At 67.9% G+C, this 17,504-nt stretch carries 13 protein-coding genes and 1 riboswitch; of the genes, 7 read left to right on the top strand and 6 right to left on the bottom strand.

The annotated features are described in order from the left end of the window. Positions 1 to 109 precede the first annotated feature (109 nt). Entirely contained in the window at positions 110 to 1,042 is a 933-nt protein-coding gene (locus tag KHZ24_09095) for a LysR family transcriptional regulator (protein ID MBS5451345.1), read from the top strand. Positions 1,043 to 1,360: 318 nt separating this feature from the next. Here KHZ24_09095 and KHZ24_09100 read toward each other — a convergent pair whose 3' ends face one another. The 4 genes from KHZ24_09100 to KHZ24_09115 form a co-directional block, all read right to left on the bottom strand. Beyond that, positions 1,361 to 2,164, bottom strand: coding sequence for an energy-coupling factor transporter transmembrane protein EcfT (locus KHZ24_09100; protein MBS5451346.1), 804 nt, complete (start codon positions 2,162 to 2,164; stop codon positions 1,361 to 1,363). After that, positions 2,154 to 3,038, bottom strand: coding sequence for an energy-coupling factor transporter ATPase (locus KHZ24_09105; GenBank protein ID MBS5451347.1), 885 nt, complete (start codon positions 3,036 to 3,038; stop codon positions 2,154 to 2,156). The genes KHZ24_09100 and KHZ24_09105 overlap by 11 nt, the downstream gene beginning before the upstream one ends. Further along, the gene (locus KHZ24_09110; GenBank protein MBS5451348.1) at positions 3,014 to 3,841 is read right to left on the bottom strand and encodes an energy-coupling factor transporter ATPase; all 828 of its coding nucleotides are present in this window, start codon (positions 3,839 to 3,841) and stop codon (positions 3,014 to 3,016) included. Before KHZ24_09110 ends, KHZ24_09105 begins: the two co-directional genes overlap by 25 nt. A gap of 122 nt (positions 3,842 to 3,963) precedes the next feature. Beyond that, on the bottom strand, positions 3,964 to 4,581 hold the full coding sequence (locus KHZ24_09115) for an ECF transporter S component (GenBank protein ID MBS5451349.1): 618 nt from the start codon (positions 4,579 to 4,581) through the stop codon (positions 3,964 to 3,966). 96 nt (positions 4,582 to 4,677) lie between these two features. Then, positions 4,678 to 4,875: riboswitch (FMN riboswitch) on the bottom strand. A 159-nt stretch (positions 4,876 to 5,034) separates the two neighbouring features. Here KHZ24_09115 and KHZ24_09120 point away from each other — a divergent pair. From KHZ24_09120 to KHZ24_09135, 4 genes are all read left to right on the top strand, one after another. Next, positions 5,035 to 6,021, top strand: coding sequence for a bile acid:sodium symporter family protein (locus KHZ24_09120; GenBank protein ID MBS5451350.1), 987 nt, complete (start codon positions 5,035 to 5,037; stop codon positions 6,019 to 6,021). 231 nt (positions 6,022 to 6,252) lie between these two features. After that, positions 6,253 to 7,386 (top strand): iron ABC transporter permease, encoded by a 1,134-nt coding sequence (locus KHZ24_09125; protein MBS5451351.1) that lies wholly within the window; start codon positions 6,253 to 6,255, stop codon positions 7,384 to 7,386. Next, the gene (locus KHZ24_09130; GenBank protein ID MBS5451352.1) at positions 7,383 to 8,165 is read left to right on the top strand and encodes an ABC transporter ATP-binding protein; all 783 of its coding nucleotides are present in this window, start codon (positions 7,383 to 7,385) and stop codon (positions 8,163 to 8,165) included. The genes KHZ24_09125 and KHZ24_09130 overlap by 4 nt, the downstream gene beginning before the upstream one ends. Before the next feature lie 356 nt (positions 8,166 to 8,521). Further along, positions 8,522 to 9,787, top strand: a complete 1,266-nt coding sequence (locus KHZ24_09135; protein ID MBS5451353.1) for an ABC transporter substrate-binding protein — start codon at positions 8,522 to 8,524, stop codon at positions 9,785 to 9,787. Between the two features lie 1,192 nt (positions 9,788 to 10,979). Here the strand turns inward: KHZ24_09135 and KHZ24_09140 are convergent. Beyond that, the gene (locus KHZ24_09140) at positions 10,980 to 11,567 is read right to left on the bottom strand and encodes a Crp/Fnr family transcriptional regulator (protein ID MBS5451354.1); all 588 of its coding nucleotides are present in this window, start codon (positions 11,565 to 11,567) and stop codon (positions 10,980 to 10,982) included. Between the two features lie 393 nt (positions 11,568 to 11,960). Here KHZ24_09140 and KHZ24_09145 point away from each other — a divergent pair, with 393 nt between their 5' ends. Both KHZ24_09145 and hcp read left to right on the top strand, forming a co-directional pair. After that, entirely contained in the window at positions 11,961 to 12,923 is a 963-nt protein-coding gene (locus KHZ24_09145; protein MBS5451355.1) for a 4Fe-4S binding protein, read from the top strand. Positions 12,924 to 13,463: 540 nt separating this feature from the next. Next, a complete protein-coding gene (gene hcp, locus KHZ24_09150; GenBank protein MBS5451356.1) occupies positions 13,464 to 15,047 on the top strand; it encodes a hydroxylamine reductase in 1,584 nt (527 codons plus the stop codon). A gap of 114 nt (positions 15,048 to 15,161) precedes the next feature. Here hcp and KHZ24_09155 read toward each other — a convergent pair whose 3' ends face one another. Continuing rightward, positions 15,162 to 17,405 (bottom strand): FAD-dependent oxidoreductase, encoded by a 2,244-nt coding sequence (locus tag KHZ24_09155; GenBank protein ID MBS5451357.1) that lies wholly within the window; start codon positions 17,403 to 17,405, stop codon positions 15,162 to 15,164. Positions 17,406 to 17,504: the final 99 nt, after the last annotated feature.

Below are 17,504 nucleotides of genomic sequence, written 5' to 3' on the forward strand. Positions count from 1 at the left end.
GGAATATATTGAAGCCAGGGAAAGCTGAAAGGGTCGCGACTGCCTGCGAGACGGGGCTGGGGCCTGCTGGCAGATGGGCGCGGCCGCGGGCGAAAGGGGCGTGCGGCGCATGAACGACCGGCAGCGAGGGCTGTTCGTCGACGTGGTTGACCTGGGGAGCTTTTCGAAGGCGGCCGAGTGGCACTTCGTGACGCCGCAGTCGGTCTCGCAGCAGGTTCGCCGGCTCGAGGACGAGTTGGGCTTCGCGCTGCTCGACCGCACGGCGCAGGGTGTGGCGCCCACGGAGGCGGGCAGCGCGTTTTACGAGGGGTGCCGACACATCGGGCGCGAACTCGACCTGCTCGTGCGGCGCTGCTCCGAGATCGCGGGCGCGGACGGCCGGACCATTCGCCTGGGGTCGTCGGCCACCTACTCGTTGGCGCTGTTCTCGCGTTTCGTGCCGGGCTTTCTGCAGCAGCACCCCGACGTTCGCGTCGAGTACGTCAGCGTAGAGAGCGCCCCGCTGCACGGGTTGCTCGCCGGCGCGTATGACGTGCTCGAGGGCGTGCGCCCCGATGGCGGGGCTGCGGACGCGGCGGGGGAGGAGGCCCGTCGCGAGGGCGGCGACGTCTCCGAGGGGGTGGCAGGCGCGGGGCGCGTCGCGTTTCTGCCGCTGCACGCGTCGCGTCGGTGCTGCGTGGTGTCGGCGCGCAACCCGCTGTCGCACCGTGCGAGCGTGGCGCCCGAGGACCTGCGCGGACAGCAGGTCTACGTGTTCAGCCTGGCGTGGGCGGCCAACCTGCGGGCCTATCTGGATGAGCGTTGCCCGGGCATCGAGCTGCGCGAGGCGCCGGTGGCCGGCCACGATAACATCCAGCACCTCTGCGACGCCGAGGACGTGGTCTACCTGGCACCCGAGCAGCTGGTGGGCCGCTTCGACCCGCTCATCCCCGTCCCGTTTGATGTGGACGTGACGACGGAGTACGGGCTCCTGTTCTTGGAGGGCTCCCGCAGCAGGCTGGCCGAGCTGCTTTCGGCGGCGCGGGCTGCGTTTTCGGGGTAGCCACGCGGCTCCGTGCGCAAGAAGCCCTGCAAGTGCATGATTCTCGGGATGGGGGCGCGCAAAACTGGCCTCGAGTGCAGGTTTGTTGGGCGCACCGGAGTGCCCGACAGCCTGCTGAACGTGGGGGAGGGGAGCGAGACCTGCGGTTTTGCGACCGTTTCCTTGGAGCGCCGACTCGCGGGATGGCATGAGGGTCCAAGAAACCTGCACTCGACGGCGAAACCGCGCAGGAGGGCCTCAAGAAGCATGCACTTGAGGCGCCTTTTGTGCTGCGAGCCCGCTGGGAGGGTGGCGGGGTGCTCCCTGCGGGCTCGCGGGCTACGCCAGCACGCCCACTACGACGAGGCTCGCGAGGTAGAGCGCGAACACGCCGATGGCCACGTAGTCCCGACCGCGCACGGCGAGCACGTGGAAGCGCGTCCGCCCCTCGCCGCCGACGTAGCAGCGCGCCTCCATGGCGCTGGCGAGCTCCTCGGCGTGGCGCAGCGCGCTGGCGAACAGCGGCACGAGCATGGCGGCGAGGAAGCGCGCCCGGTCGATGAGCTTGCCGTCGTCGAGGCTAGCCCCGCGCGACGCCTGGGCCGCCTTGATGTGGCTCGCCTCGTTGGCCAGCGTCGGCACGAAGCGGATGGCGATCGTGTACATCATGGCCATCTCGTGCGCGGGGAACCCGAGACGCTCCAGCGGCGAGAGCAGTCGCTCCATGCCGTCCGTGATGCCGACGGGCGACGTCGTGAGCGACAGCATCACGCCCGACAGCATGAGCGCGAAGATGCGAAAGCCGAGGAAGAGGCTCGCGAGCAGCGCCTCGTCCGTCACGGCGAACGGCCCGAGGTGGAACACGGGCGAGCCCTCGCGCACGAGCACGACGTTGACGACGATCGTGAGGATGACGAAGAACCACAGCGGCTTGCAGGCGCTCAGGATCTTGCGGACGGGCACGTTGGAGGCGGCGACCATGGCGATGAGCATGACGAGTACGGGCACGAGGCCCCACGGCAGCTCGGCGACGAAGACGCTCACCATGAACGCGATCATGAGCACGAGCTTGACGCGCGGGTCCATGCGGTGCAGGAACGAGTCGGTGTTGTAGTACTGGCCGAGCGTGATCTTAGTCTTCACGGCCGGCCCCCTTCCCCGACGCGCCGTGCCCCAGCTCGCGGGCGATGCCGTCCACGAGGTCGTCAAGCGTCAGCGGCAGGTCGGCGCCCGCCGTCCCGAACGAGAAGCCGCGGGCGGCCAAGTCGTTGGCGACGTGCGCCGCGCGTGGGATGTCCAGGCCGCGCTTGTGCAGCTCCGCCTCGTGCGAGAACACGACGCGTGGTGATCCCTCGTCGACGATGCGTCCCCGGTCGAGCACGACGATGCGCTGCGCCGCCTCGGCGACGTCGTCCATGGAGTGGGAGACCATCAGGATCGTGTCGCCGCGGGCGTGCATCTCCTTGACGATGCCGAACACCTCGCGCCTGCCCTGCGGGTCGAGGCCGACCATCGGCTCGTCGAGCACGAGCACCTTGGGGTGCATGGCGATGATGCCGGCGAGCGCGACGCGGCGCTTCTGGCCGCCGGACAGGTCGAACGGCGAGACGTCGGCCACGTCGGCGTAGTCGAGGCCTACGAGCTCGAGTGCCTCGTGCACGGCGGCGTCGGCCTCGGCGTCGCTCATGCCCAGGTTGCGCGGGCCGAACGCGACGTCGAGCGCCACGGTCTCGGCGAACAGCTGGTACTCGGGGTACTGCGCGACGAAGCCCACCCGGCGGCGCACCTCGCGGCGCTGCTTCTTGTCGGACGTGCAGAAGCCGTCCACGACGACGCGCCCCACGCTGGGGAGCTTCGTGCCGTTGCAGTGCTCGGCCAGCGTGGACTTGCCCGACCCGGTGTGCCCTATGACGGCGACGAACTGCCCGTCTTCGACGGTGAGGCAGACGTCGTCCAGCGCGGGGCCGACCACCTCGGAGTCGTAGTGGTAGCTCACATGCTCGAACGCAAGCGGCATAGCGCCTCCTCAACGATTTCGATGTGCGGCGAGTCAGGCACGTCGATGCCCCGCGCGCGCAGACGCTCGGCCAGCTGCATGGCGAAGGGCTGCTCGAGCCCCAGCTGGCGCAGCTGCTCGGCGTGGGCGAACACCTCGTCGGGCGTGCCGGACAGCACGAGCTGCCCGGCGTCCATGACCAGGACGCGGTCGGCCTCGAGGGCGTCGTCCATGAAGTGGGTGATGTGCACGATCGTGATGCCGGTGTCGTTGAGGTCGCGCATGACGCGCCGCACGCCGCGCCGGCCGCGGGGGTCGAGCATGGCGCCCGGCTCGTCGAGCACGAGGATGTCGGGGTGCATGGCGAGCATGCCGGCGACGCTGACGCGCTGCTTCTGGCCGCCGGACAGCTCGGAGGGGTCGGCCTGCGCGAAGTCGGTCATGGCGACGGCGGCCAGCGCGCTCTCGACGCGCTCGACGATCTCCGGCTGGGGGATGCCGAGGTTCTCGGGCCCGAACGCCACGTCGTCGGCCACGATGCTCGTCACCATCTGGTTGTCGGGGTTCTGGAACACCATGCCGGCGTGTCGGCGGATCTCGAGCTGCTCGTCGGGGTCGGAGCTGTCGAGGCCGGCGATGCGCACCGTGCCGGAGTCGGGCACGATGAGCGCGTTGATGCAGCGGGCCAGCGTCGACTTGCCGCTGCCGTTGTGCCCCAGTATCGCGATGTACTCGCCCCTCTCGATGGAGAGGCTGACGTGTCGCAGCACGTCCGTCTCCCCGTCGTAGGAGTAGCACACGTCATCGAACAGGATGTCTACCATCGAATGGGCCATGCCTCCCCCGGACTCTTCGCGCGCCTCTTGGGCACACGCAGGACACGCAGGGGGCGCGGCCCGGCTTCCCCTGCCGGCGCGCCCCCCTCTGGGCCGTGATTCTTGTTCTGTTAGATGTGAGAGCGGCTGTCGCGACGCTTGATGAGGTTCGACACCGGCTTGTATAGCAGGGCCGTGATGACGACGTTCAGGCCCACCTTGATGAGGTTGAACGGCAGCAGGATCGGCACGATCATGGCCGCGACCTCGGGGATGGACACGTGCGCGTACAGCGGCGTGATGAGCAGGTTGAGCAGGATGGCCAGGACGATGAAGACCACGGCGCCGATGACCATGCCCACCATCGCGCCGGCGAACGTCTTCTTGGCGCGGTAGATGAGGCCGGTGATGAGGCTCATGACCGCCACGACGACGACGGTGATGAGCGTACCCAGCGGGTCGAAGAACAGGCGGGGCAGCCAGCCGATGACGCCGACCGTGACGCCGGCGGCCGGGCCGAACAGCAGCGCCGTGATGAGCGGAATGACGCCCGAGGGGTCGTACATCAGCCACGGCGCGGGCGGGAACAGCGGGATCTGGATGAAGCTCAGCACCATGGTCATGGCGGCGAATATCGCGATGGTCACGAGCTCGCGCGTGTCGAGATGGCTGCGCTTCGCCGCGTTTTTGCGGGCTTGCGTCTTGGCGCTGGTCGTGCCGGCTGGCTTGGGTGCGGGTGACGTGCTCATGTGCGTGCCCCTTCCTTCGTGGCGCGCGGGCACAAAAAAGAGCCCGCGCATGGTTACGGAGGGCCCTTCGAGTGGTTCCCAGATTGGAAAACGCACTCTCCGTTTCTTTCATCCGGACTATACCGTCGGCCCCGGATTTGCACCGGATCGGCCCAACAGCACGCGTTGGGCTCGCGGGCTTGGGCGCTCACGTGAACCGAACGGGTACGCTGACCTTGGCAGATGCCAAAGCGGCGCGCCGCTCGGGACGCCCTTACCGCCGGTGAGGAATTGCACCTCGCCCTGAAACAGATACGCGGTGCCAAAATACTCTTCGCGCGCGCGAGTTGCAAGCGTTTTGTAATGTCTCGCGGATGACACGGGACGGCAATCATTCGGCGTGACAATGCCCTCCCCCCGGAGGGGCGATGCGGCCTTCGGGGCTGGTGGGACGTCTGAGAGGCGGTGCGTGGCGTGAGGCCGAACCCCTGGTTCGCGTTCAACAGGTTTATCGGTGGCCACATGATGGTCGTGGCGCCTCTGTGCGTCCTCGTTGGCGTGCTGTTCCCCCGGCAGTTCGAGTGGATGTCGCCCGCCGTGGAGTGGCTGTTCGCGTTCATGACGTTCCAGAGCGCCATGGGGGCGACGGCGCGCCAGATGCTCGACGTCGTGCGCCGGCCCAAGCTTCTCGTCGCCGCGCTCGTGGTCGAGCTCGTCGCCATGCCGCTCATCGCGTTCTTCATCGGCGGCCTTCTGCTGCCGGGCCAGCACGACATCCTGCTGGGCATCGTGCTCGAGTACTGCGTGCCCATGGGCGTCAACGGCCTCATGTGGACGGAGATATTCACGGGCAACAAGTCGCTGTCGCTGGGCGTCGTCATCATATCGACCGTGCTGGCGCCGTTCACGATGCCGCTGACGATGCAGCTACTCATGGGGACGAGCGTGCACGTGGACGTGTGGGGCATGATGGTCGACCTACTCGAGATGGTGGCCATCCCCGCCGTGCTGGGCATCGCGTGCAACGACCTGTCGCACGGCAAGGCAAACGCCAAGGTGGCGCCGTGGATCGCGCCGCTCGCGAAAATCTTCCTCATTCTGGTGCTCATCGTGAACTCGACGCACATCAGCGACGCCATGCACCACCTCAACCCGACGCTTGTCATGGTGGCCGCCATGATGGCCGTGTTCGGGGCGAGCGGCTACGTACTCGGCTACGTCGTGGCGCGCCTGCTGCACGCCGGCGTGGGTGACAGCCTGACGTGCGGCATCACGACGGGCGCGCGCAACATCTCGTCGGGCGCCGTCATCGCGCAGATGTACTTCCCGGACGCCGCGATGTTCCCCGTCATGATGGGCACGCTGTTCCAGCACGTCATCGCCGCCGCGTACGGGACGATCATCCGCCGGATGGAGGCGCGTCACGCCGGGACGCCGGCAAGGCCGAGAGGCGAGCAGTAGGGGGCTGCTTGCGGCGCTGGGCGGCGCTTTCTCACCGCGCTGCCCCCTTTCGGGCGCCCCGCCTGTTGTGGCGCCGCTGTGATTTTGGGTGAGGGGTCATAGCGATATCCCGAGGCGCTCCCTATTCTTCATGCCATGTTTACAATGCAAGACCGCGAGTGGTTTTCGGCACTCCTGCCGATGTAGGGCCACTCTGTCTTGTGCGATTCAGCAGAGGAGAGGGCGGCGCCTATGGCGGGCGAAGAGCAGAAGGACGTTGCGGCAGGCGCGCCGTCGGATGACACCCCGGGCCTCGTCGCCGGCAAAGTGGTTCCCCGCCACGGCGCTTACGAGGCGCGTCGCTCCTCGACGGTGCTCGCGACGGTCATCAGCGTCGCCGTGCTGTTTGCCCTGTTCGTCGTCAGCCTCGGCCTGGGCCGCGCGATGATCCCGCCGGCGGAGGTGCTCGGCATCCTGGGCCAGCAGTTCTTCGGCATGCAGGGCGACTTCTCGCAGGGCAACGTCACCATCGTCATCAACGTGCGCCTGCCGCGCATCTGCGCCGCCATGCTCGTCGGCTCGGCGCTCGCCATCGCGGGCGCCACGTACCAGGGCCTCTTCAAGAACCCGATGGTCTCGCCCGACATCCTGGGCGCCTCGGCGGGCGCGAGCTTCGGCGCAGCCCTGGCGCTGCTGCTCACGAACGGCGGGGGAGGCATCGTCGAGACGAGCGCCTTCGTGCTGGGCTTCGTCGCCGTCATGCTCACGTACTTCTCGAGCAAGAGCATCGGCCACGGCACGAACATGACGCTGCTGCTCGTGCTGTGCGGCCTCATCGTCGGCACGCTGTTCCAGTCGTTCGTCTCCATCATCAAGTACACGGCCGACCCCGACTCGAAGCTGCCCGAGATCACGTACTGGCTCATGGGCTCCATCGCCAAGGTCACGTGGGCCGACCTCAAGATATTCCTCATCCCGTACGTCCTGGGCGCCGTGCCCCTGCTCCTGCTGCGCTGGCGCCTCAACACACTGGCGTTCGGCGACGCCGAGGCCGTGTCGCTCGGCGTGAACGTGCCGCTGCTGCGCGCGATCCTCATCCTGTGCTCGACGCTGCTCACGGCCGCCGTCGTCGCCATCGCGGGCGTCGTCGGGTGGGTCGGCCTCATCATCCCGCACATGGTGCGCTTCATCACGGGGCCGGACAACCGCGTCGTGCTGCCGCTGTCGCTCGTGTTCGGCGCCGGCTTCCTTGTGATCGTGGACACGGCGTGTCGCACGCTCATGGCGTCCGAGATCCCGCTGGGCATTCTGACGTCGATCATCGGCGCGCCGTTCTTCTTCTTCATCTTGCTCAAGACGCGCAAGGGGGGAGGTGAGCAGATATGATCCTCGCGGCGGAGCACGTCGACTGCGGCTACAAGGGCCAGGCCATCCTGCACGACGTCGACCTGACGTTCAAGAGCGGCGAGGTCGTGTGCCTGCTCGGCCCCAACGGCGTGGGCAAGACGACGATGTTCAAGACGATGCTCGGCTTCCTCGCGCCGGTCAAGGGGCGCATCACCATCGACGGCAAGCCGCGCTCCGAGTTCACGCGCAAGCAGTTCGCCCAGCTCGTGGCCTACGTCCCGCAGCTGCACGAGCCCCCGTTTCCCTTCTCGGTGCTCGATGTCGTGCTGGCGGGCTGCGCCTCGCGCCTCGGCCCTCTGGCGACGCCTTCGAAGGAGGACTACGCCAAGGCCGAGGCCACGCTCGACGAGCTGGGCGTGAGCTACCTGCGCGACATGACGTTCACGGAGATCTCCGGCGGCGAGCAGCAGATGACGCTCGTCGCGCGCGCCCTGGTGCAGGACCCCAAGATGCTCGTCATGGACGAGCCGACGGCGGCGCTGGACTTCGGCAACCAGGTGCGCGTGCTGTCGTGCGTGCGCCGGCTGGCGGCCGAGCAGGGGCGCGGCGTCATCATGACGTCGCACAACCCCGACCACGCCTTTTTGTGCTGCTCGCGCGCCGTGCTCATCAAGCGCGACCGCACGCTTATCGACGGCCCGGTCGACGACGTCGTGACGGAGGAGAACCTGCGCGCCGCCTACGGCATCCGCGTGCGCATCACGCAGGCGACCGGCGACGACGGCATGCCCATCAAGACGTGCGTGCCGCTGCTCTAATGCTCAAGAACGCCGAGGGCCTCGTGGCCACGCGCCGCACGCCCAAGGCGACGGTGGCGCTCCGCCATCGCCGAGAGGCAGACAAGACTCTCTCTTGTTTGGCTGAGCGAGGGCTCACTGGACTCTCTCGTGCACGATTTTGGGAGAAATGGTGAGTCCTTCGTTGTTATTTGGTACTGATGGGTGAATGGTCGAGCCTCTTTCCTTGCGTAAACCTAGGATACGCGCTAGGCGAGTCCGAAGGGGCTTGCGAAGGAAACCGCGCGTCCGCAAGGACTCACGGCGTGGCCTCTGAGCTGCGGGAATACCGAGCTTTGAGGCCATGGATACGCCAAGAGGGAAGAAGGACGATTCTGATGAACGATGAGATGCGTCTGACGCGCAGGGGTTTTCTGGGTCTGGCCGGCGCCGCGGGCGTTGCTGCCCTGGCCGGCGCGACGCTGGGCATGGGCGACGGGGCCCAGGCTCGCGCCGCTGAGGCCGCCGAAGGCACGCAGGTCGTGACGGACATGGGCGGCACCGAGGTCACGGTGCCGGTCGAGCCCAAGACGTACGCCGATGGCTGGTACGCCCACAACGAGGTCTCCATCATGCTGACGAACGCCGAGGGCATCGTCGCGACGCACTGCGACCCCAAGGCGTACAAGTGGATGTACAAGGTCTGCCCGAACATGAACAACGCCGTCGTCACGTTCGGCAAGGACTTCAACTACGAGGACCTCGTGCAGCTTGCCCCGCAGGTCGTGTTCGACTCGACCGACGACCTGCGCGAGAAGCTGGCCAGCGTTGACATGCCGCTCGTGAACTGCATGTTCAAGACGTTCGAGGAGATGGAGCAGTCCATCACGCTGACGGCCCAGGTGTTCGGCGGCGAGGCGCCGGCCATCGCCGAGAAGTACAACGCCGAGCTCGAGCAGACGCTCGCCGACATCAAGGCGGTCACCGACCCGATCGCCGAGGCTGATCGCCCGAAGGTGCTGCACGGCAACTCGGTGTACACGATGACGCTCGACGGCACGGGCACGATCATCGACGACTGGATCTCCGTCGCCGGCGGCGTGAACGCCAACCCCGAGTCCACGACGGGCAACGCCCAGGCGCAGTTCTCCCTGGAGCAGATCATCTCGTGGAACCCTGACGTCATCATCACGGGCAAGGCTGACGAGGTCGACCAGATCCTGAACGACCCGAACTGGGCCTCGATTGCCGCCGTCCAGAACGGTGCCGTCTACGTGAACCCGAAGGGCGTGTTCGGCTGGGATCGCTACGGCGTCGAGGAGCTGCTGCAGATCCAGTGGGCCGCTGCTCAGCTGCATCCCGACCTGTTCCCTGACCTGCAGATCGAGCAGAAGGTCAAGGACTTCTACAAGACGTACCTGCGCTACGACCTGACTGACGACGACGTGGAGCGCATCCTGCACGCCCAGGATCCCGCCGAGGACGGTGCCGCCGCGCCGGAGGCTGCCGCCTCCGAGAAGGCCCCCGCTGCGAGCGCTGCTGCCGAGTCCGGTAAGGCTGACTCTTCTGCCAAGGGCGACGCTGCCGAGAGCGGTAAGGCGAGCGCTCCCGCAGAGGGTGGCGCCGCATCTGCCGCTGGCGACTCCGCGAAGGCGGAGAAGTAGCGCGACGCGTTGCGCTGCGTGGGACCCAGGACTGGTGTGAGACTAGGGCCGCGACCGTGCCGGGGAGGCGGGGTCGCGGCCTTTTTGCCCGCGCCCCTTTCTGGCGCTACACCCTACCTTTTTGGTAGATATGTGTAGGAATCATGAGTAGGAAACCACGGCTAACTTTTGAGTTTGATGATGTTGACAGGGCAGGCGGCGCAGCGTATTGTACGTGCCAGCAATCAGGAGTTAGCCAATAAGAACTCCTGAGCACAGCGAACGAGCTGCGGAAATGATCGAGAGAACGACGCGGCCAGACGCTTTGCACGCTGTGATTTGCCTCCCTCTCCTTGGGGGCCCGGTCTTTCCGGGCCGGGCTCCCACCTCCCTTGCCTCCCTCTCCTGGGACCCCGGGCAACCGGGGTTCCCTCCCAAGGGAAGCACGGGAGCTGGCGCGCCCTTCGGTCGCCGATGCGCGCCGCCACTGACATCGCCTCCCTCTCCCAGGGGCCACGGTTTCCCGCCGTGGCCCCCTCCCAAGGGGATCGCGCCGTCTTACTTCGGGCGCGAGGAGCCGATGCCGTCCACAACTCGCCTCCCTCTCCCAGGGCTCCGGTCTCCCGCCGGGGCCCCTCCCTTTTTTGGGGACCGCGCGGCTGCCCGAGGGGCTCGGGCGACGCGCGGGCTTCTTCCGAGGATGGCTGGCGTGAGGTTTGGGCGCTCGCTGGGCGACGCTCGGGCTTTGGGGGATGGACGTGAGGGCCGCGTCCTGTCCCGGTCGAGACGAGCGCCCTCGGGGAGCGGGCGAGTCCTGCGGGATCTGGCGGCGTGCGATCCGGGGCGGAGCGAGGGGGCGTTCCGCAGGGCGGCAGCTGCTTCGGGCCGCGCTTTTTTGGAGCGCTGCAGGAGAAGAGGCGTTTCGCGGACAGGAATGCGGATCGTGTATGGGCGCGCTGCTGGGCTGCGGGGCCCGTCGGGCGATCCTGCTTGCATGCGATCAGAAAACCGCAGGTGGCGTCCCTGCTTCCATCTCGAGCGATTTCCTATCTAGGTGAGGGTATTGTGCACGCCCTGGCTTTCTGGCCAGGGATGGCTTGCTTGGCGACGGGGCATCTCGCGCGTGTGGGATCTGCCCGCAGGCTGCGCCCTCTCGCAAGACGTTCGCACCCCGGCTGCGGGCATCCACGGCTCCCGGCGGTTCTCGGCGCGCCTATCGCAGCTCGAATGTCGCGCGGTCGAAGTCGATGAGGCCCTCGGCGCGCATCTTGGCGAGCTCGTGGCTCAGGGCGCTGCGGTCGACGCAGAGGTAGTCGGCGAGCTGCTGGCGATTGAACGGGACGCCGAATGTGCGCGCTCCGGCTCCCTGCGCCTGTGTGGAGAGGAAGCTGAGCACCCGTGCCCGGATCGTCCGGGGCGTAATGTCACGGATCTTGTTGCTAAGCTGCAGGTTTTTGGCGGCGATGGTTCCGAGCAGATTGCGTATAAGTCGCGCGTGAAACGGACAGGCCGACGGGCACGACGTCAGCGCGCGCCCGACGTCGAGCAGCAGGATGGTGCTGTCCTCGGCGGCGCGCACGTCGACGCCCATCGTGGCGCCCGGAACGCAGGCGTATGCCTCGCCGAACGTCTCGCCGAACGCTGCGCGCCCCAAAATGCTGCGAGCTCCCCATGCGTCCGTCCGCTCCACAACGACGCTGCCTGCGATGACGAGCCCGATGCTGCGTGCATCGTCTCCCTCGCGAAGCGCGTACTCTCCCGCTGCGAGGACGCGTCGCCGCGCGTCGAGGCACGTGAGCATCGAGGAGACTTCCTGGGCCGAGATGCCCAGAAACAACGGTGTTCTTGCCAGCGCCTCGCAGGGGAGGTCGGGGCTCGAGGCGGGGCGCACGGATGCCGTTTGCGACTTCGCGCTGGTTTCGGCTTCGCCACGCGCCCGGCTGCATGGCGTTGGAACTTCGGGCGTATCGGGATTTGTGGCGTGAAGCGTGCCGGATGGTTGGGCATCCATGGCGTTCCTCTCGAAGCGCTCAGGCTGTGTGGCCCTGGGTGGTAGGCGCATGTTTCGATGCCATCCTAGCGGCATTTGTGAGTGCGGCAACTTTTTCTCCGATAGTTGTAATAACAACAGAAATGAGCGAAGAGACTCAGTAGAGTGCTGGGAGGAGTCGGAGTTGGAAGGGACACGCCAGAGATGATGCGGACGATCGTTCATATAGATGAGGCGCTATGCAATGGCTGCGGAGCCTGCGCGCGGGCCTGTCACGAAGGCGCCATCGCGATGGTGGGTGGCAAGGCTCGGCTCATCCGCGACGATTACTGCGATGGCCTTGGGGACTGTCTGCCCGCATGCCCGGCGGGCGCCATCTCGTTCGAGGAGCGCGAGGCGGCCGAATATGACGAGGCAGCCGTTGCGGCGCATCTGGCGGGGCTCGCGGCCGAGGGGCAGGCCGGCGCTTCCACGATATCCGCGCGCGCGGGATGCCCGGGAGCGAGGCCGCGCGTTTTGCGCCAGGTGGGCGCCGCCTCGCGGGGCGGTGGCTCGCCCTCGGGCGGGGCGCGTCCCTCTGTGGTGGACCCGCGCGATTTCGCGTCGTCCCCGCTTGGCTGGGTGACGTCTCCGGCTGCGGGCGGCGATCCGCTCGGGTTGGCGGGTGCCCCCGATGCGTGGGAGTGCGATGCTGCGACCGGCAGCCCTTGCATGCAAGCCGCTCCGGCATCTTCGCTCGGCGGTTCCGGCGCGCCCGGGCAGCTCGATCCGCGCTCCCCAGCCGCCCAGGCAGCCTGTCCTTCGCAGCTGGCGCAGTGGCCGTGCCAGATCAGGCTCGCTCCCGTCAGCGCGCCGTACTTTCAGGGCGCCGACTTGCTCGTCGCCGCCGACTGCACGGCGTTCGCCTACGCGAGCCTGCACCGCGACTTCATGGCGGGACGCGTCACGCTCATCGGGTGCCCCAAGCTCGACGCCGTGGACTACGCGGAGAAGCTCGGCGCCATCCTGCGGGCCAACGACGTGCGCAGCGTGACGCTCGTGCGCATGGAGGTGCCGTGCTGCGGCGGGCTGGAGCGGGCGGTCTGCCGTGCCATCGAGGCAGGCGGGAGGGACGTTCCCTTCGCGTCCGTCACGATCTCGTGCGATGGACGCGTGCTGGAACCGTGATCGTTCCGCGCGGGGGTACTCGGGGCTGCGGCGGGGCGGGGGCATGGCCTTGGGTACTCCGGTCGCTCCGCTCCGGGTGCTCCGGCGTTACCCGCGCCATCCTCGGGGCCCACGACGTCACCTCCGGGTGGCCCAAATCCGCGGTTCTGCGAGGTTTTGCAAAACTGCTTTCCAAAAATGGGCGCGCTTTGCGGCTGTGCGAGGTTTGCGCGGGCATGCAGGGGGTACCACAGGCCCGCCACCTGCGGAAACGCTAGCGCCAGCTAGTAGCAACGCGAAATCGCGCCCCGCAAATCGTGCACGACCGCAAAACGCGCCCCAAATCGCGGCCCCATTTTGCAAAACCTCGCAGGGCCGCGTGTTTTGACCGAGGGGCGGAGGTCTCGCGCCCAGTACGCCGAGACCTCAGCGCGACGTCGTGACGCTGCGGGGATGCCTGGGGCCCTGCGCCCAGAGCGACGAGACTTCAGAGAGAAGAGAGAGGAACTCACGATGACCACCACCGAAGCGGTGAGCCTCAAAGAGGAGCTCGCCAGCCAGATGTTCTGCTTCCAGTGCCAGCAGACGAAGGGCAACGCGGGCTGCACGTCAAAGGCGGGCGTCTGCGGGAAGACCGCAGCGACGGCCGCGCTGCAGGACGAGCTCACGGGCGCGCTTATCGGCCTTGCGCAGACGGTTGGCGGCGTCCCCACGGAGCCCGTTGCCGACCTCGTGTGCGACGCGCTGTTCGCCACGCTGACGAACGTCAACTTCGACGACGCGGCTCTCGCGGCGCTGATCGCCCGGGTGCACGAGGCCGCCGATGCCGCCGCCGCGGCCCGGGGCGTGCAGGAAGGCCGCGCGGCCGACTACGACCTCGCGCGCCTGTGGGGCGCCCAGGAGGACGTGCGCTCGCTCAAGTCGCTCATCCTGTTCGGCATGCGCAGCATCGCGGCCTACGCCTATCACGCGCGCATCCTGGGCCACCGCGACGCGGACGTTAGCGCGTACCTGCTCAAGGGGCTTGCGGCGCTGGCAGACGAGAGCCTGGGCGTGCCGGAGCTGCTGCCGATCGTGCTGGAGTGCGGCGCGGCCAACGGCAACGCCCTCAAGCTGCTCGACGCCTCCAACGTCGCGGCGTTCGGCGTGCCGGCGCCCGCGACGGTCGATCTCGGCATCGAGGCGGGCCCGTTCGTCGTCGTGACCGGCCACGACCTGCACGACTTGGCGCAGCTGCTCGAGCAGGCCGACGCCCGGGGCGTCAGCGTCTACACGCACGGAGAGATGCTTCCCGCCCATGCCTATCCCGAGCTCGCCAAGCATGCCTCGCTCAAAGGCCAGTTCGGCAGCGCATGGCAGTACCAGCAGAAGGAGTTTGCCGACATCCCCGCGCCCGTTCTGTTCACGACGAACTGCCTCATGCCGCCCAAGGCCACCTATGCCGATCGCGTGTTCACGACGGGGCCCGTGGGCTTTGAGGGCGCGCCCCACATCGACGCCGACGCCGCGGGCCGCAAGGACTTCTCCGCGCTGCTCGACAGGGCGGTCGAGCTGGGAGGCTACCCGGAGTTCCACGCGCAGGCGGGACTGAACGGCGGCACGAGCGTCACGACGGGCTTCGGGCACGACGCGGTGCTGGGCGTGGCCGAGCAGGTGATCGCGGCCGTGAAGGAGGGCGCCGTCAAGCACATCTTCCTCGTGGGCGGCTGCGACGGCGCGCAGAAGGACCGCAGCTACTACACGGAGTTCGTCAAGAAGGCGCCGGCCGACTCGCTCATCTTGACGCTGGGCTGCGGCAAGTACCGCTTCAACGACCTCGACCTCGGGACGATTGGCGGCCTGCCTCGCCTGCTTGACATGGGGCAGTGCAACGACGCGTACGGCGCGGTCGTCGTTGCGCTGGCCTTGGCCGACGCCTTTGACTGCGGCGTCAACGACCTGCCGCTGACGCTCGTGCTCTCCTGGTACGAGCAGAAGGCCGTGTCCATCCTGCTGACGCTGCTCAACCTGGGCGTCAAGGGCATCTACCTCGGCCCGACGCTGCCGGCGTTCGTGTCGCCCGCCGTGCTTGACGTCCTCGTGCGGGAGTTCGACATCCGTCCGACGACGACTCCCGAGGCTGACCTCGAGGCGATCCTGGGGTAGCGCCTCCTTGCGAAAAGCGGCCCCCGACGCGGCGCGCGAAGGCGTCTCGTCGGGGGCCGTGCGTGGTTCCGAAGCTCGGGCCTCGACCGGGGTTGCCGGGTGCGTGCCGCCCGCTTACACCCCGCGACCCGCGTCGTTGCCGCTGCGGATGGCCATCGCGATGTTGAAGGGCTCGAAGCAGTCGCCGATGGTGTACGCCTCGGGCACGTCAACCTCGTCGAGCAGGCCCGCGTTGCGCTTCATGTCGGCCGCGTTCACGATGCTGTCGCAGGCGATCACGTACTCGACGCCGGCGTCGGCCGAGGCCACGGTGATGGTGCTCTCGCTGCACGCCTTGATCTCGGCGCTCGTGTAGACCTGCATGCCCAGCGCGTACAGCGCCGTCGTCATGAAGCGGTGCGCGTGCATGGACTGCTGCATGTCCAGGTCCGCGACCGGGCTCGGCGTGACCATCGTGATGTGCTTCTTGTGCACGGTCAGCCACAGCGCCGTGTCGAACGCCTGCGCGTTGGAACCGTACACGACGACGTTGTCGCCCAGCTCGCCGTCGAACATGAAGTCCTCGATGGCGACGACCTTGGGGCCCGTCCCCGGCAGAGCCAGGTCGACGCGCGCGCCGCCGCAGGCCAGAATGAGCGTGTCGGGGGCCTCGGAGGCGACGAGCTCGGCGGTGACCTCGGTGTTGAGCACGACGTTCACGCCGGCGAGCTCGCACTGGCGCTCGAGGTACGCCTTGAGGTCGGCCAGGTTCTCGTGCGGGCCCTTCACGGCAGCGGCGAAGTCGAGCAGGCCGCCGAGCATGCCGTTCTTCTCGTAGAGCGTGACGTCGTGGCCGCGGGCCGCCGCGATGCGCGCCGCCTCCATACCGGCGGGGCCGCCGCCGACGACCATGACCTTCTTGGGGGTCGCGGCGGGTTCGAGCTCGTAGGTCGCCGGGCCCGTCTCCGTCATGACGCGCTGGGTGAGCGCGTTGACGCGGCAGTAGCCCATCTGGCGGTTCATCTCGTTGGAGCCGATGTGGCAGTGCAGACAGCGCGTGCAGGGCGCGATCTCGTCGATGCGGCCCTCGCGCAGCTTGTTCACGTAGTCGGGGTCGACGGTCAGCGGGCGCGTCATCAGCAGGAAGTCGACCTTGCCCTCGGCGAGCGCCGCCTCAAAGAAGTCGGGCGCGTGGGCCGGGTCCATGTACGTGACGGTGCCGCAGGGGATGGAGAGCGCCTCCTTGTACTGCTTCACGACGTCGAGCAGCATGCCAGCGCCGGAGTGGGAGCCGTCGAGCTTGCCCTGCCAGTGCTTGGAGAAGTCGTACTGCGTGCCGTAACCCGTGGCGCCCTCGACGCCGTTCAGGATGAAGTACAGGTCGCTGCCGAACTGGCACGGGTGGTTGCCGAGCGGGCCGAGGCGCAGGTGGAGCGAGTCGGCGCCGGCGGCCTCGAAGTACTTGCACAGCGCGATGCCCTCTTCGACGGTCGTCGCCTTGTTGCGGCCGGCGGTGAGCGTGTTGTCGAGGTTCATGAGCGTGGCGTTGTTGTCGAGGTTGTCCTGGTCCTCGATGCAGTTGATGAGGATCTGGACGTTGAAGTCCTCGCCGACCTCGGCCTTGACCTGCTCGATCCACTCGGTGACGAAGCGCGCGCGGTTCTCGATCGTCGCGAAGCCGTACTCGTCGGTACGCGTGTTGTAGAAGCGGCTGAGGAACTGCTCGCCCTGGTTGAAGCCGGCGGCGTTCATCTCGATGGCCTCGAAGCCCATCTCCTTGAGGCCCTTGGCGATGGCGACGCCCGACGCCTGGATGGCGTGGATTTGGTCGACGGTCATGGCGTCGTCGGCCACGCTGGTGCCGAACGGGGCCCACTGGTAGCCGAGGTGCGCGCCGTACTCGGCGCAGGCGGCCACGAGGCGCTGGCCGAACTCGAGCGCCTCGGCTGAGAGCTCGCCTGTCTCGGGGTCGGGCGTGATGGGAGCCTCGCCCTCGACCCAGATGAGCTCGACGCCGCCCTTGGCGAAGTTGACGTAGTACTGGAAGAGCTCGTCGGTGAGTCCGGCGAGGTAGGTGGCCGAGCCGGCGGCCGACTTGACCATGCGGTTGTTGATGGTCATCGAGCCGATCGTCAGCGGGCTGAACAGCGTCGTGAGCTCGCCGTCGGCCGTGCGATACGTCGTGTCCTGCGGGTTGATAGACGCCGTGTAGAGCAGGTCGTCCGCGGGGGCCGCGGTGCCGGCGGGCGCGTCGGCGGCCTTCGAGCCAGCCTCGGTCGCGCCGGCGGTGGCGGCGCTGAGCAGCGTGCTTGCGACGGCGGCCGTACCCATCGCGCCGGCGGCGCCGACGAACGAGCGGCGGGTGATCTCCTTCTCCATGGTGCTCCCTCTCCTCTGGGGTGTGGCATACGTGCCTGTGCTGGTACCAGTATCTGCTGAGAGGGGCGTCCCCGTCACTGCCCGCGCGAGGGTGAATGC

Source organism: Coriobacteriia bacterium, assembly GCA_018368455.1.
Classification (GTDB): domain Bacteria; phylum Actinomycetota; class Coriobacteriia; order Coriobacteriales; family UMGS124; genus JAGZEG01.

Excerpts from the sequence above, each read along its gene's own strand:
- KHZ24_09105 (MBS5451347.1), bottom strand. The coding sequence starts at position 3,038 with ATGCCGCTTGCGTTCGAGCATGTGAGCTACCACTACGACTCCGAGGTG.
- KHZ24_09095 (MBS5451345.1), top strand. The coding sequence starts at position 110 with ATGAACGACCGGCAGCGAGGGCTGTTCGTCGACGTGGTTGACCTGGGG.
- KHZ24_09155 (MBS5451357.1), bottom strand. The coding sequence starts at position 17,405 with ATGGAGAAGGAGATCACCCGCCGCTCGTTCGTCGGCGCCGCCGGCGCG.
- KHZ24_09130 (MBS5451352.1), top strand. The coding sequence starts at position 7,383 with ATGATCCTCGCGGCGGAGCACGTCGACTGCGGCTACAAGGGCCAGGCC.
- KHZ24_09140 (MBS5451354.1), bottom strand. The coding sequence starts at position 11,567 with ATGCTCACGTGCCTCGACGCGCGGCGACGCGTCCTCGCAGCGGGAGAG.
- hcp (MBS5451356.1), top strand. The coding sequence starts at position 13,464 with ATGTTCTGCTTCCAGTGCCAGCAGACGAAGGGCAACGCGGGCTGCACG.
- KHZ24_09145 (MBS5451355.1), top strand. The coding sequence starts at position 11,961 with ATGATGCGGACGATCGTTCATATAGATGAGGCGCTATGCAATGGCTGC.
- KHZ24_09125 (MBS5451351.1), top strand. The coding sequence starts at position 6,253 with ATGGCGGGCGAAGAGCAGAAGGACGTTGCGGCAGGCGCGCCGTCGGAT.
- KHZ24_09110 (MBS5451348.1), bottom strand. The coding sequence starts at position 3,841 with ATGGTAGACATCCTGTTCGATGACGTGTGCTACTCCTACGACGGGGAG.
- KHZ24_09135 (MBS5451353.1), top strand. The coding sequence starts at position 8,522 with ATGAACGATGAGATGCGTCTGACGCGCAGGGGTTTTCTGGGTCTGGCC.
- KHZ24_09115 (MBS5451349.1), bottom strand. The coding sequence starts at position 4,581 with ATGAGCACGTCACCCGCACCCAAGCCAGCCGGCACGACCAGCGCCAAG.